Source organism: Pseudomonas putida (assembly GCF_022627325.1).
Taxonomy (GTDB): domain Bacteria; phylum Pseudomonadota; class Gammaproteobacteria; order Pseudomonadales; family Pseudomonadaceae; genus Aquipseudomonas; species Aquipseudomonas putida_X.
In genome coordinates this window covers 146,708-159,440 of record NZ_JAETZZ010000011.1, presented here as the reverse complement: position 1 = coordinate 159,440, position 12,733 = coordinate 146,708, and the positions used below count along the sequence as shown (strand labels likewise).

The window sequence follows — 12,733 nt, the reverse complement described above, 5'->3', positions numbered from 1 at the left end:
GCGGCAGGGCCGGTGCTGCCGGGTCATTCCAACGCCTTGAGCTTGCCCTCGATATGCCGCCGCTCCGGCGCCTGACGCGTCAAGTCCAGCGCCTGCCGCCACGCTGCACGGGCCTTTTCTACCTGCCCCAACTGGCAATGCAGCTCCGCCCTTGCCGCATGCGCCAGGTGGTAGTCGCGCAACTCACCCGTCGCCAGGATCGTTTCAACCGCCGCCAACCCCGCCTGCGGCCCATCCCGTTTGGCCAGTGCCACCGCTCGGTTGAGCGCCACCACTGGTGACGGCCATTGCCGCTGCAGCACATCGTAAAGGCCGACAATCTGCGCCCAGTCCGTTTCACTGGCGCTCCTGGCCTGCGCATGCACCGCTGCAATGGCCGCCTGCACCGTGTAGCCACCGAACGCCCGGCTCCGCAACGCCCGCTGCACCAATTCACAACCTTCGTTGATTTGCGCACTGTCCCACAGGCTGCGATCCTGCTGGTCGAGCAGCACCAGATTGCCCTCGGCATCGCACCGTGCTCGCTGGCGTGAGGCCTGCAGCAACATCAGCGCCAGCAACCCGACCGCCTCCGGGTCCGGTAGCAACTGCACCAGCAAGCGGCCCAGCCGAATCGCTTCGTCACTTAACGCCTGCTGCAACAAAGCCTCGCCCGAAGACGCCGAATAGCCTTCGTTGAACACCAGGTAAATCACCCGCAACACGCTTTCCAGGCGCTCAGGCAATTCGTTCAGCTCCGGCACCTGGTAAGGGATGCGTGCATCGCGGATCTTGGCCTTGGCGCGCACGATGCGTTGGGCGATGGTCGCCGGGCTCTGCAGGAAGGCACGGGCGATCTGTTCGGTGGTCAGATCACAGACTTCGCGCAGGGTCAACGGCACCTGCGCATCGGCAGCCAGGGCCGGGTGGCAACATGTGAAAATCAGCCGCAGGCGATCATCGGCGAGCAACGCCTCTTCACTGGGGTCTGGCCCCTGGCCCTCGATGAGCATGATCAGGTCAGCCTGGGAACGGTCGAAACGCGCGCGGCGCCGCACCGCGTCAATGGCCTTGAAACGGCCGGTCGATACCAGCCATGCACGTGGATTTTGCGGGATACCGTCGCGTTGCCAGCGCGCGACGGCAATGAAGAAGGCATCATGCATGGCCTCCTCTGCCAGGTCGAAATCCCCCAGCAGGCGGATCAGCGTGGCCAGGATACGCCGCGAGTCCCGCCGGTAAACCGCCTCGATTTCAGCGCGCACCTGCAACAGCGTTGCCATCAGTCCGGCATCCGCTGGGTCACCACCTCCACCAGGCGGTCCAGGCTTTCTCCCCACCCCTGGTGAAACCCCATTTCTTCATGGGCCGTGCAGTCGGCAGCGCTCCAGTGCCAGGCCCGAGCGGTATAGCGGGTCTTGCCGTGTTCCTCGTCAAACGTCACCACTGCGGTCATGAAGGCTTTGGCAGACGGCACCCAGCCTGGCCCGAACGCATCGGTGAACACCAGCCGACGTGGCGCGGCAATCTCCAGGAACACGCCCTGGGTGGGGTACTCGGTACCGTCGGGCGCGCGCATCAAAGTGCGAAACAGGCCGCCGACCCAGAGCTGCATTTCACATTCCGGCGTGGTCATGCCATGCGGCCCCCACCACTGCATCAGCCACCGGGGCTCGGTCCAGGCACGAAACACCTTGGCGGGCGGGGCGTCGATCAGGCGGCTGATGGACAACTCGTGCTGCGCTTGCGCAGGTTGGGCAAGGCTCATTCTTGTTGTTCTCCGTTGCGGTCAGGGTTGCAGGTCGCGCACGGGCCTCACTTCAACGCTGCCGACCCGTGCTGCCGGGATGCCTTTGGCAATGTTCAATGCCTCGTTGAGATCGCGGGCATCGACCAGGTAAAAACCCGCGAGCTGCTCTTTGGTCTCGGCGAACGGGCCATCGGTCAGGCTCATGTGGCCACTGCGCACGCGCACCGTGGTTGCGGTCTGCACCGGTTTCAGCGCCTCGGCCGCGAGCATGCGCCCACAGCGCTGCAGCGACTCGGCGTAAGCCATGCATTCGGCATCTTCGGGGCTGTCGGGCAGGCTGTGCAGCAGCCCCTCGTCACAATAGACCAGGCACAGGTATTTCATGGTGATCTCCACGGCATTGGCAAAGTGCGTTTGGCGATAGCGGATCAGGGTTTGAGATCGAACAGCGCTTTCTGGGTTTCCATATCGAAAGGCGCCGACCAATGTTCGTGGATGACCCGCCACTGGCCGGCGGCCTTGCGATAGCCCACGGTGACACGCATGAAACCGCACTGGCTTTCGTCGTCCGACGGGCCGCAGCGGTTGAGCCAATGGGCCAGGCCCAGGTCGCCATCGGCGTATACCGTGAGTTCGGCCAATTCGAAAATCATCGGGCCGGTGCAAAAGCCCATGCACAATTCCCAATGGGCCTGGTACGTGGCCTTGCCCTTGAACTGCAATTGCTTGATCGCATCGAAGGCGACGATGTCGTCGGCATAGGGGGCGGTGATTGCTGGGATGTCACGATCGCGCACCGCTTGCATCCAGCGCTCGATCAGTTCACGGATTTCGCTTTCGGCCTGGGTATTCATGAGGGGCTCTCCGACGTGCTGGTGGCGCCGGTACTCGGCGCCTTCACCACTGGTCGAACGGGAGCGCAGCAAATCGACAACAGGCAGAAAAAAAGGCTGAAGAGCGGGGTTGCCCCCAGTAGCCGCCTACACCGCCGGGCTGGCCAGTATGAATTCGCGATAACCTGAAAGGATCACGTACACCGCGAAATAGCAGAAAATCGCCGCCGAAAGCAGGTACGACCAGGTCAGCAAACGGTCACCGAGCAGGCGCCCACCATGGCTGGCGATGCCGCACAGGCTCAGGCACCAGACCAGCCCTGCGGCGAAAAAGCCGCCAAGAAACAAGCCGGCCTCCAGCACGCTACCGCCACCGGAGCGGGATATCAGCACGCCACCGACAGCGGCGAACCACAAAATGGCGGTGGGCGACGACATGGCCAGGAAGATACCGCGCATGAACTCGCGCCAGGCCGATTCCGCCACCGCCTCGCTACGCACTTGCATATGCCCGCCGCGCCAGGCCGCCAGCAGCATCTTCAGGGCGAACCACACCAACAGCGCTGAACCACCCAGCCACAAGGCCCAGCGCACGCTCTCGAACTGCAGCAACACGGTCATGCCGGCCAGCGCTGCGATTGCGTACACCAGGTCACCGACGCACGTCCCCAGGCCGAGCCAGAAGCCTTGCAGGAAACCGCGCTGCATGGCCAAGGTGATCATGGCGATATTGGCCACACCGATATCCAGGCACAGGGACAGGCTGAGGAGAAAACCGTTGGAGAAAGGCATGGGGTACTCGATGGCCGCTGATGAGCGCCGTAGAGCCTACCACGAGTAGGTTGCATCAGGTTCCCATCACAACAATGCTGTCAAACCCAGCTAGCACTCATGGCAAAAGGATCATTCAAAACCTTCACTGCCCGTGAGAATCTGCGCGTACCGGCCCCGGTCCACGTTCGCCCCGCTCAACACCACCGCCACACGCTTGCCGGCCTGCCGTTCGCGCTCTTGCATCAACGCGGCCAGCGCTGCAGCGCCTGCACCTTCGGCAGTGTTGTGCGTAGCCTCGTGGTAAACCCGCATGGCCTCGGCGACCTCACTGTCGGTGACCCGCACGATCCGCGCAGCATGTTCGTGCACCAGGGCAAAGGCTTGTGGATGGGGTACCCGGCAAGCCATGCCATCGGCGAAGGTTTCAGCAGTAGCGGTGGTGACGATACGACCCTGCTCGAAGCTTTGTGCATAGGCATCGGCGGCACTGGACACCACGCCGACGATCTGGGTACTCAAACCTAGCAGGTTACGCGCCTGAATCAGCCCGCAAATGCCTGACCCCATGCCGATCGGCACGTAAACGCAGTCCAGATCACGCACAGCCTCAAACAGCTCCAGGGCATAAGTGGCCACGCCGCGCACCAACTCCGGGTGAAACGAAGGCACCATGGCATAACCCAATTCTTCAGCCAGCCGCGCGGCTTCCTCACGGGCCACATCGAAGTCCACACCGTACTCGACCAACTCGGCGCCCAGCGAGCGCATGGCAGCGTTCTTCTCTGAGGAGTTGCCCTCAGGCACTACGATGACCAACGCAATACCTGCCTGCCGCGCCGCCAGGGCCATGCTTTGCCCGTGGTTGCCACGTGTCGCGGTCACCAGCCCGCGGGGTGGATTGCCGCCGGCCAGCAGCGAGCGCACATACACCAGCCCGCCCCGGACCTTGAAGGCCCCGGTAGGTGCGTGATTTTCGTGCTTCACCCACACCTTGCAGCCCAGCCGCTCAGCCAGCAACGGCCAGGCATGCTGGGGGGTGGCGGGTACGTGTTGGTGAACGTAATCGGCGGCTTCGCGCAGGGCGGCGAGGTTGAACATGGCGATCATCCCTTCTCGGTGTGTAGTTGATCCGATCCTAAGCGACGGGCATTGTATGGGTACAACCTTATATTGCATGGGTAGCAATTTCGTGTGGATCCCGCAGCTCGTCGACGATGACCAACCCCGGTATCTGGCCTTGGTCGATGCAATAGGCAACGCAATCGAGAGCGGCGTGCTCAAGGTCGGTGACCGCCTGCCGCCGCAACGGCGCCTGGCCTGGAAACTGGGCCTGAACCCCAGCACCACGCAACAAGCCTACCGTGAAGCCGCCGCCCGCCACCTGGTGGCCGGCGAGGTGGGCCGCGGGACCTATGTGCTGGCTGGAAGCAAGGAAGCGACCTTGTTTCGCCTCAAGCACTGCGAAGGGCAAAAAACGCTGATCGACCTGTCGACCAATGTGCCAGTCGCCGATCCGCACAATCATGATCTGCACGACTGCTTGCGCCAGCTGCTGCAAGATCGCGACCAGGGCTTGCTCGATCATTACCTGGGCCCCGAGCAGTTGCTGCTGGGGCGCATCCGTGGCGCCCACTGGCTGGCCAATCGCGGCCTGGCCCTGTCGGCGGAGCAACTGTTGCTGTGCGGCGGGGCCCAGCAAGCGCTGGCACTGGTACTGCAGTCATTCTGCCAGGCGGGCGAGCCCGTGATGCTTGAAGCCCTGACCGCGCCGGGCATCAAGGCCGCCTGCCGGCAATTGCGGCTGCCCGTGCATGGCGTGGCCCTGGACGACCAAGGCCTGCGGCCCGATGACCTGGACCGGGTGGCGCGCGCCAGCGGTGCCCGCGTGCTGGTGACCACCCCCACCCTGCACAACCCCACAGGCGCCTGCATGGATGATGGTCGCCGCCAGGCAATCGCTGGGGTGGTCAAACGCCTGGGGCTGCTGGTGATCGAGGATGATGTATATGGCGCGCTCAGCGGACGACCGCCGCTCTACCCATTATTGGGCGATCAGGGGATCTACATCAGCAGCCTGTCCAAGACGGTGGCTGCAGGCTTGAGGCTGGGCTGGATCGTGGCCAGCCCGAAGTTGCTGACACAGGTCGACCCGCACGCCCAGGCCAGCCACTGGCCAGTGTCGCCATTGGCCCTGCATGTCGCCTGCCAGTGGATCGATGACGGCACTGCCGCCCGGCGGCTGGCCTGGCAGAAAGCAGAACTTAGCCAGCGCTGGCGCCTGGCACGCAGGCTGCTGGCCGATGGGTTGCACAACACAGGCCAGCCTTCACCCCATGCGTGGCTGGGCACGCCGCAAGGGGCTGAGGGGGTGGTACGGCGGTGCCGTGAGCAAGGTGTGGAGGTCGTCCCGGCGAGTGTCTTCGCCATTGGCGCGAGCGAGGTGCAGGCCGTGCGCATCAGCCTGTCGGCGGCAACCAGCCGGGCTGAACTGAAACGGGGGCTGGAGGTGGTGCGGCAGGTACTGACCCGAGGGTGACGCAAGCGGCCTGTTCGTTACTGCCCAGTGCGAATAGGCCGCTGACGCAGGACCATCAACCCTGCTGGCAACCTTCGCCCATGGCACGGTACTGAATGGTGTGCACCTGGCCTTGGTGGTCTTCATAGGTCATGGTCGCAGGCACCACTTCGCAGACATTGGGGATGGTCGACAGGTTGATCACCCGTTTGATGTCAAGGTTCATGGAGTAGTCGTACTGCTGGGCCACAGGCTCGGTGGAGACGGGTTTGGCCTCATCGGCAAGGGCGAACGAGGACATACCGACCAATGCAAGAATCAGTAATGGTTTCATGGATGTTTGGCCTTTGAATCAATCAAGCTGATCGATTGACTTCATATGCCGTCAATGGCGCGGAGAAGTTGTCATCAACTGCAAAGATGACACGAAGTACCGATCCCGCTGTGTCGTACTGCCAGGGGGGATAGGTGAAATTCTACTCCCGGTATGGAATAGTTGAACCCCGAACTCGGACATTCACCCTTGCAGTTTTTGCAACAATCTGCGACAAAGCGAAACGGTTTAATGGCCCGAAATCATTGGGCTAGAGCTGTTTGCCAGCGGAACGCCATGCCTCCACTCCTTTGTACCCCACTGACCGACCTGGAACGGCGGCTGCTGGACCACTTCTATCGCCAGCATGGCTCGCGTATGCGTGCAGCCAGCGACGGTGAGTTGTGGGTGGCGCGCAGCGGCGCAATCATTGCTGGCTTGAGCTTGAGCGCTGTTGCCGGTGGCCAGTGGCTCACCGGCCTGCTGGTAGCGCCAGCGTGGCGAAACCAAGGTGTCGCCGCACGCCTGGTCCACGCAGCACTGGGCGAAGGGCGTGGCCCAACGTGGCTGTTCTGCCACCCGGACCTCGAAGCCTTTTACCAACGCCTGGGTTTCTCCCCTGCGAGCGTGTTGCCTGAAGCGTTGGGGTCACGCCTGGCCCGCTATCAACGCAGCAAACGGCTGATGGCGATGGTGCAGGGTCAATCGTCGCTGGCGTCCAGGCCAGGGAACAGCACCTCGGTGTAACCGAACTTGGCGAAATCCTGAATCCGCGAAGGGTACAGCCGCCCGATCAAGTGGTCGCACTCATGCTGGACCACGCGGGCATGAAACCCATCAGCGACCCGGTTGACCGGGTTGCCCTGCGGGTCGATGCCCTCATAGCTGATGTGCTTGTAGCGAGGCACGACCCCGCGCAGGCCGGGCACAGACAAGCAGCCTTCCCAACCCTCCTCGATCTCAGTGGACAGCGGGGTGATCACCGGGTTGAGAAGAATGGTCTGTGGCACCGCTTCGGCATCCGGGTAACGCTCACTGCGCTCGAACCCGAAAATGACCAGTTGCAGGTCGATACCGACCTGCGGTGCGGCCAGCCCCACGCCACCGACATGGCGCATGGTTTCGAACATGTCGTCGATCAACTGCTTCAGTTCGGCGCTGCCGATCAGGTGGGCTGGCACGGGTGCAGCGACGCGCAGCAGGCGTTCGTCGCCCATCTTGAGGATGTCACGGATCATCGTGGGTTCGGCTCGGTGGGCTGGGGCTCGGCAGGGTGTTCATGGCCGAGCACGGTCAGGGTCTGCTTGGGTTCATCGCCATCGAAGTCCTTTTCGCCAGGGTCTTTGCCCTCAGCGGACATGTGTTCGATCACAGCGTTCATCTCCGCACCCAACAACAACACGGCGGCAGAAATGTAGAAATACAACAGCAACACGATGATCGCACCGATACTGCCATACATGGCATTGTAATCGGCGAAAGTCTTCACATAGTAAGCGAAAGCCAGCGAAGCGATGATCCAGACCACCACCGCCAGCACGGAGCCTGGGGTGATGAAGCGAAACTTCTGTTTCACGTCGGGCATCACGTAGTAGATCACCGCCACCGCCACCATCATCAGGATGATGATTGCCGGCCAACGCAAGATCGTCCACACCGTGACGATCACTTCCTGCATGCCGATCTGCGCAGCGATCCACTCCATCACCTGCGGCCCCAGCACCATCAACGCGGCCGCCGCCAGCAACATACCGGCAATGCCGACGGTATAGAAAATCGACAACGGTATGCGCTTCCACACCGGGCGCCCTTCGGGCACGTCATAGGCGGCGTTCATGGCACTCATCATCAGCCGTACGCCTGCAGATGCAGTCCACAGCGCGATGACGATACCCACCGACAGCAGGCCACCTTTGGACTGCTGCAACTGATCGATGACGGGGTTGACCTGTTCCAACGCCTGGGGGGGCAATACCAGTTCCGACTGCAGACGCAGCCAGGAGAAAAAGTCCGGCAAGTGCAGAAAGCCGATCAGCGCAATGAGGAACAGCAGGAACGGGAACAAGGAAAACAGCATCTGGTAAGCAAGCGCAGAGGCGTAAGTGGACATCTCGTCGTCAAGGAACTCCTTGACGGTGCGCACCAGAATACGGTGAAGGGGCAAGCCACCCAGGTCGGGAAAAATCATAGCGTCTCCTTTCGCCGCTTGATCAGTACATCAGGGAAGTCTAATAGACCACGCGACTGGTGTGCTGCTCCCTGCTGGACTTGAAGAAAATTCGCAGCCTTGAACAACAGCCCCATCACCGTCTGCAGGCGACGGGGCTGTGGTCAAACCTCGATCAAGGCTTTTTCACAGCATCCTTGACGTCACCCTTGATCTGCTGCCCTTCGCCCTTGACTTCCTGGGCCTTGCCTTCCGCACGCAGCTTGTCATTGTCGGTGACTTTGCCAACACCTTGCTTGATGTTGCCCACTGCTTCGTTGGCCATACCTTTGACTTTGTCTTTAGTGCCGCTCATGGCAAATCTCCTGCAAATGGAGACACGTAAACCGTGTCGACAGAAGGTGGACCCAGCGGCCACGCCAGGAGTTTCAAACATTTTTGCACTCGCAAGCCGAGCGGTAAATCTGCGGGCGAATACCGCACTGAATCGGCTACCTACGCCTGCGCATTGCCGGCCTGCTGCCCTAGAATCGCGGGCAAACAGCAGCCCAATGACGGCTGCATGCTTATAAAAACAACAGCTTACGGAACCTTGCACCCATGCGTTTGATGCCCCTGCTCGCAGCTTTGCTGCCGCTGCTTCCCCTGCCTGCGCTCGCTGGCGCACCGGCCACCGAAACCCTGCGGGTCGACCGCTACGCCGACGACGGCCAGCCAGGCACCCTGCGCTGGGCGATCGAAACCAGCAACCAGAACCCCGGCCACTACCGCATCGACATCGCCGCAGTCGGCCAAGCGCCGTTCGTCATCCGGCCGACCCGCGCTTTGCCTGAAATCAAAGGCCCGGTGCAGATCACCGGCCTGCCTTGGGCGCGCGACGGCCAATACATCGCCATTGACGGCGCCGGCTACATCAAGGACCAGGGTGTACGTACCTGCCCCGGCGCCCTGCCCGGCCAGTTCGGCACCAACGTGCGCACCACCACCAACCCCGGGCTGGTGCTGCGCGACACCCAGGGCGTCCACCTCAGTGGCCTGGAAGTGCGTAACTTCTGCATCGGCATTCTGGTCAACCGCGCCAGCCACAACGTCATCGAAGACAACCGCATCGTCGCCAACAAGGGCGGTGCCGGCATCATGCTCACCGGCGATGACGGTGCCGGTAACCCCACAGCCACCACCACGGTCAACAACAAGGTGCTGCGCAACCAGTTGATCGACAATGGCGACGGCCTGGAGCTGACCCGCGGCGCAGCGTTCAACCTGGTGGCCGACAACCTGTTCCGCTCGACTGACGCCAACCCAGAGCCGTCCCAGGGCATCGAGATTCTGCTGGGCAACGACAACAGCGTGGTCCGCAACCGCTTCGAAAACTATTCCGACGGCTTGCAGATCAACTGGGGCAACCGTAATTATCTGGGCGCCAACACCTTCAGCGGCAACTCGATCGGGGTCAGCGTCACCGGCCAAGGCAATATCCTCGACGGCAACCTGATCCACGGCAACCGCATCGGCGTGGCCCTGCGCCCAGAGCCGGAGGTCACCACCACGCGCCTGACCGGTAACCGGATCTGGGGCAACAGCCAGGATATCCGCCGCTGCGAAGCTGGCGGCTCCTGCGTACCCGATCAGCGCACAGGCGCCATCGTGTTTGGCGTGCCAGCCCAGGCCCATGCACTGTACGTAGGTTCACGCGGGGTCGGTGCAGAGCTGCCGAAAAAGGACCAGGCCGTGATCTGCGATGCCCAGGGCCAGCCCAAGCCCTGCCAGGCGTTGCCCAACCACAACCAGAGAGCCCCACGGCTGCTGGCCCTGGAAGGCAATGTGCTGCGCGGTGAAGTGCAGGGCCCGGCATCGAGCCTGCTGCGGATCGAGCTGTTTGGCAATGCCCAGGTACAAGGCACTGAGGCCGAGCAGTACCTGGGGGAAGTGCTGGTGAACAGCGATGCCAAGGGGCAGGCGCAGTTTGCCCAGGTGCTGGAGAATGCCGAGGGGATGCACAGCTTCACCGCCACCGTGACCACGGCAGACGGCGCGACCTCCGAGCTGAGCCAGCCGCTTCGCCGTTAGTGTCGATGGCCTCCTCGCCGGTACGCGACGAGGAGGCCCGCAAACCTTGCTCCGCTACCCGCCACGCCTCACAATGCAGCCCTTTATAGCGTCACGCCGCAGGAACCTGCATGAAACTCGACAAACCCGCCGCCATTGCCCGGCGCAACGAAGCATTGGCCAAGCCAGTGCTGACCAGTGCCAACACGCTGTTCGCCATCCTCGACCCCAAACGCAACCTGTGGTGGTTCGAAGTGCCGGTGGCGCTGCTGCGCAAGGGCCAGCCCGACTGGGTCAACCTGCTGCTGCACAGCCCTGAAAGCGACGAACTGCAGCACCTGAAGGTTCCCACCAACTTCCTCAAGGCGCATCAGGAGCAGATGGAAGTGCGCAATGCTGGCAAGCGCCGCTCGACCATCAGCCTGGCGCTGAGCGCCGACCGTGATTCGCTGCTGCGCGACACCCGCCCGGGCGGCGAGCAGCTCGACTTCAGCACATTCGTGCAGGCCTGACCTCAGACCCGCTCGATGCGATCGTCATGGATGACGATCCGGCCCTGTTTGAACAACGCGCCGATGGCCTTCTTGAAGTTGCCCTTGCTGACGTTGAACATGCGGCTGATCACCGCTGGGTCGCTCTTGTCGCACACCGGCAACACGCCCCCTTCGGCCTCCAGGCGCTGCATGATCTGCTCATGCAGCCCGTCCGCCAGGGCCTGGCCGACCGGCTGCAGGCTCAACGCGATCTTGCCGTCATGGCGCACTTCTTTGATGAAACCCTTCTCATGCATGCCCGAACGCATGAACTTGAAGATCTCATTCTTGTGAATCAGGCCCCAATGGCGGTTGTTGATGATGGCTTTGAAGCCCATCGGCGTCTCGCCCGCGACCAGCAGCTCGACCGGCTGACCGACCTGATAATCGGCCGGGGTGCGGTCCAGATACCGGTCCAGGCGTGACGTGGCGGTGATACGCCGGGTGCGCTTGTCGAGGTAGACATGCACCACGCAGTAATCGCCGACCTTCAGCGGCCGCGCCTCTTCCGAGTACGGCATCAGCAGGTCCTTGGACAGGCCCCAATCGAGGAAGATGCCCGCACCGTTGATGTCCTTGACCTTGAGGCTGGCAAACTCGCCCACCTGCACCTTGGGCTTTTCGGTGGTGGCGATCAGCTGGTCTTCGCTGTCCAGATAGAGAAACACGTTGAGCCAGTCATCGACCTCGGTTTCGGCGTTCTTCGGGATATAGCGCCCGGGCAGCAGGATCTCGCCGTCGGGGCCGCCGTCCAGGTAGAGGCCGAAGTCCACGTGTTTCACGATTTGCAAACTGTTGTAACGCCCAAGCAGAGCCATTTCCGATGTTCCTCAAGACAAGGCGGCTATTCTACACCTGAAGCCAGCGCGCCGCCCGACCGCTGATTCGGCGGAACCGTCGCGGGGTACTCGCGTCTACCGTGTGGCCAGCCATCTGCAAGGGATCAGCACATGTTTCTACGCCTGTCCAAAGCCCTGATCATCGCCACGGCATTCGCGCTGGCACTGGTGGCCTGCAGCCGTATAGACCTGGCCTACCGCAACCTCGACCGGCTGGTCCCGTGGTCGCTGGACGACTACCTGGCCATGAACCGCGACCAGCGGTCGCTGCTCGACGAACGGCTCAAGCAGCACCTGGCCTGGCATTGCACCACCCAACTGCCTGGCTACCTCGACTGGCTCGACCGCATACGCTCCATGGTCGCCGAGGGGCAGGTCACTGACCAGGCACTGCAACAGCGCATGAATGAAGCCCGCCAGGCGATCGGTCGCGTCGCAGAAGCGATCACCCCGTCGGCCACCGAGCTGCTGCGTGGCATGAGCGACGCCCAGGTCGCACAGATGGGCGATGCATTCCGTGAAGACATCAGTGAACGGCAAGAGAAATACGTCGATACCCCCCTGCCCAAACAAGTCGCCCGCCGCGCCGAGCGCATGGAAAAGCGCCTGGCACCCTGGTTCGGCGAACTCACCGCCGCACAACGCCAGCGTGTGCAAACCTGGGCACAGGCGCTGGGCGACCAGAACCGCCAGTGGATCGCCAACCGTGCGCACTGGCAACAACAGCTGATGCTGGCCATGAACCAGCGCAGCGATGCCAGTTTCGAACCGCGCCTGGCGCAATTGCTGCAGCGCAAGGAAAGCCTGTGGACCCCGCAATACCGCGCCGCCTTTGAGAACAGCGAGCAGCAGACACGCAGCCTGTTGATCGACCTGCTGCAACAGAGTAGCCCGGCCCAGCGGCAGTATCTTGAGCAACGGCTGGCCAAGGTGCGTACCGACTTCAGTGAGCTCAAGTGCCTGAAGGGCTAGGCAGGCAGC

Annotated in this window: 16 protein-coding genes; 5 read left to right on the top strand and 11 right to left on the bottom strand. The window is 62.5% G+C overall.

Going from position 1 to position 12,733, the window contains the following annotated elements; all coding sequences use genetic code 11:
• Nucleotides 1-23: 23 nt before the first annotated feature.
• The 6 genes from JNA92_RS18370 to JNA92_RS18345 form a co-directional block, all read right to left on the bottom strand.
• Nucleotides 24-1,262, bottom strand: coding sequence for an RNA polymerase sigma factor (locus JNA92_RS18370; protein WP_241806066.1), 1,239 nt, complete (start codon nucleotides 1,260-1,262; stop codon nucleotides 24-26).
• Nucleotides 1,262-1,747, bottom strand: coding sequence for an SRPBCC family protein (locus tag JNA92_RS18365; RefSeq protein ID WP_241806065.1), 486 nt, complete (start codon nucleotides 1,745-1,747; stop codon nucleotides 1,262-1,264). The genes JNA92_RS18370 and JNA92_RS18365 overlap by 1 nt, the downstream gene beginning before the upstream one ends.
• Before the next feature lie 21 nt (nucleotides 1,748-1,768).
• The gene (locus tag JNA92_RS18360) at nucleotides 1,769-2,113 is read right to left on the bottom strand and encodes a YciI family protein (protein ID WP_241806064.1); all 345 of its coding nucleotides are present in this window, start codon (nucleotides 2,111-2,113) and stop codon (nucleotides 1,769-1,771) included.
• Nucleotides 2,114-2,157: 44 nt separating this feature from the next.
• Complete coding sequence (locus tag JNA92_RS18355; RefSeq protein WP_241806063.1) at nucleotides 2,158-2,583, bottom strand: YybH family protein; 426 nt, start codon at nucleotides 2,581-2,583, stop codon at nucleotides 2,158-2,160.
• Nucleotides 2,584-2,709: 126 nt separating this feature from the next.
• A complete protein-coding gene (locus JNA92_RS18350) occupies nucleotides 2,710-3,354 on the bottom strand; it encodes a LysE family translocator (protein ID WP_241806062.1) in 645 nt (214 codons plus the stop codon).
• A gap of 111 nt (nucleotides 3,355-3,465) precedes the next feature.
• A complete protein-coding gene (locus JNA92_RS18345) occupies nucleotides 3,466-4,434 on the bottom strand; it encodes a threonine dehydratase (protein ID WP_241806061.1) in 969 nt (322 codons plus the stop codon).
• Nucleotides 4,435-4,510: 76 nt separating this feature from the next.
• On the opposite strand from JNA92_RS18345, the gene JNA92_RS18340 reads away from it, so the two are divergent.
• A complete protein-coding gene (locus JNA92_RS18340) occupies nucleotides 4,511-5,872 on the top strand; it encodes a PLP-dependent aminotransferase family protein (protein WP_241806136.1) in 1,362 nt (453 codons plus the stop codon).
• A gap of 55 nt (nucleotides 5,873-5,927) precedes the next feature.
• On the opposite strand, the gene JNA92_RS18335 is transcribed toward JNA92_RS18340, so the two are convergent.
• A complete protein-coding gene (locus JNA92_RS18335) occupies nucleotides 5,928-6,185 on the bottom strand; it encodes a DUF2790 domain-containing protein (RefSeq protein WP_008098787.1) in 258 nt (85 codons plus the stop codon).
• A 276-nt stretch (nucleotides 6,186-6,461) separates the two neighbouring features.
• Here JNA92_RS18335 and JNA92_RS18330 point away from each other — a divergent pair, with 276 nt between their 5' ends.
• Complete coding sequence (locus JNA92_RS18330) at nucleotides 6,462-6,911, top strand: GNAT family N-acetyltransferase (RefSeq protein WP_241806060.1); 450 nt, start codon at nucleotides 6,462-6,464, stop codon at nucleotides 6,909-6,911.
• Here the strand turns inward: JNA92_RS18330 and def are convergent.
• The 3 genes from def to JNA92_RS18315 all read right to left on the bottom strand — a co-directional run bounded on the left by def (nucleotide 6,866) and on the right by JNA92_RS18315 (nucleotide 8,686).
• On the bottom strand, nucleotides 6,866-7,402 hold the full coding sequence (def, locus tag JNA92_RS18325) for a peptide deformylase (RefSeq protein ID WP_241806059.1): 537 nt from the start codon (nucleotides 7,400-7,402) through the stop codon (nucleotides 6,866-6,868). The genes JNA92_RS18330 and def overlap by 46 nt on opposite strands.
• Complete coding sequence (locus JNA92_RS18320; RefSeq protein WP_241806058.1) at nucleotides 7,399-8,352, bottom strand: YihY/virulence factor BrkB family protein; 954 nt, start codon at nucleotides 8,350-8,352, stop codon at nucleotides 7,399-7,401. The genes def and JNA92_RS18320 overlap by 4 nt, the downstream gene beginning before the upstream one ends.
• A gap of 154 nt (nucleotides 8,353-8,506) precedes the next feature.
• Nucleotides 8,507-8,686, bottom strand: a complete 180-nt coding sequence (locus JNA92_RS18315) for a CsbD family protein (RefSeq protein ID WP_241806057.1) — start codon at nucleotides 8,684-8,686, stop codon at nucleotides 8,507-8,509.
• A 245-nt stretch (nucleotides 8,687-8,931) separates the two neighbouring features.
• Between JNA92_RS18315 and JNA92_RS18310 the strand changes: the two genes are divergently transcribed.
• Nucleotides 8,932-10,401 (top strand): right-handed parallel beta-helix repeat-containing protein, encoded by a 1,470-nt coding sequence (locus tag JNA92_RS18310; protein ID WP_241806056.1) that lies wholly within the window; start codon nucleotides 8,932-8,934, stop codon nucleotides 10,399-10,401.
• Nucleotides 10,402-10,511: 110 nt separating this feature from the next.
• Nucleotides 10,512-10,892, top strand: a complete 381-nt coding sequence (locus JNA92_RS18305; RefSeq protein WP_241806055.1) for a hypothetical protein — start codon at nucleotides 10,512-10,514, stop codon at nucleotides 10,890-10,892.
• Nucleotides 10,893-10,894: 2 nt separating this feature from the next.
• On the opposite strand, the gene JNA92_RS18300 is transcribed toward JNA92_RS18305, so the two are convergent.
• The gene (locus JNA92_RS18300) at nucleotides 10,895-11,731 is read right to left on the bottom strand and encodes a CvfB family protein (RefSeq protein WP_241806054.1); all 837 of its coding nucleotides are present in this window, start codon (nucleotides 11,729-11,731) and stop codon (nucleotides 10,895-10,897) included.
• A 132-nt stretch (nucleotides 11,732-11,863) separates the two neighbouring features.
• Between JNA92_RS18300 and JNA92_RS18295 the strand changes: the two genes are divergently transcribed.
• Complete coding sequence (locus tag JNA92_RS18295; RefSeq protein WP_241806053.1) at nucleotides 11,864-12,724, top strand: DUF6279 family lipoprotein; 861 nt, start codon at nucleotides 11,864-11,866, stop codon at nucleotides 12,722-12,724.
• Nucleotides 12,725-12,733 lie beyond the last annotated feature (9 nt).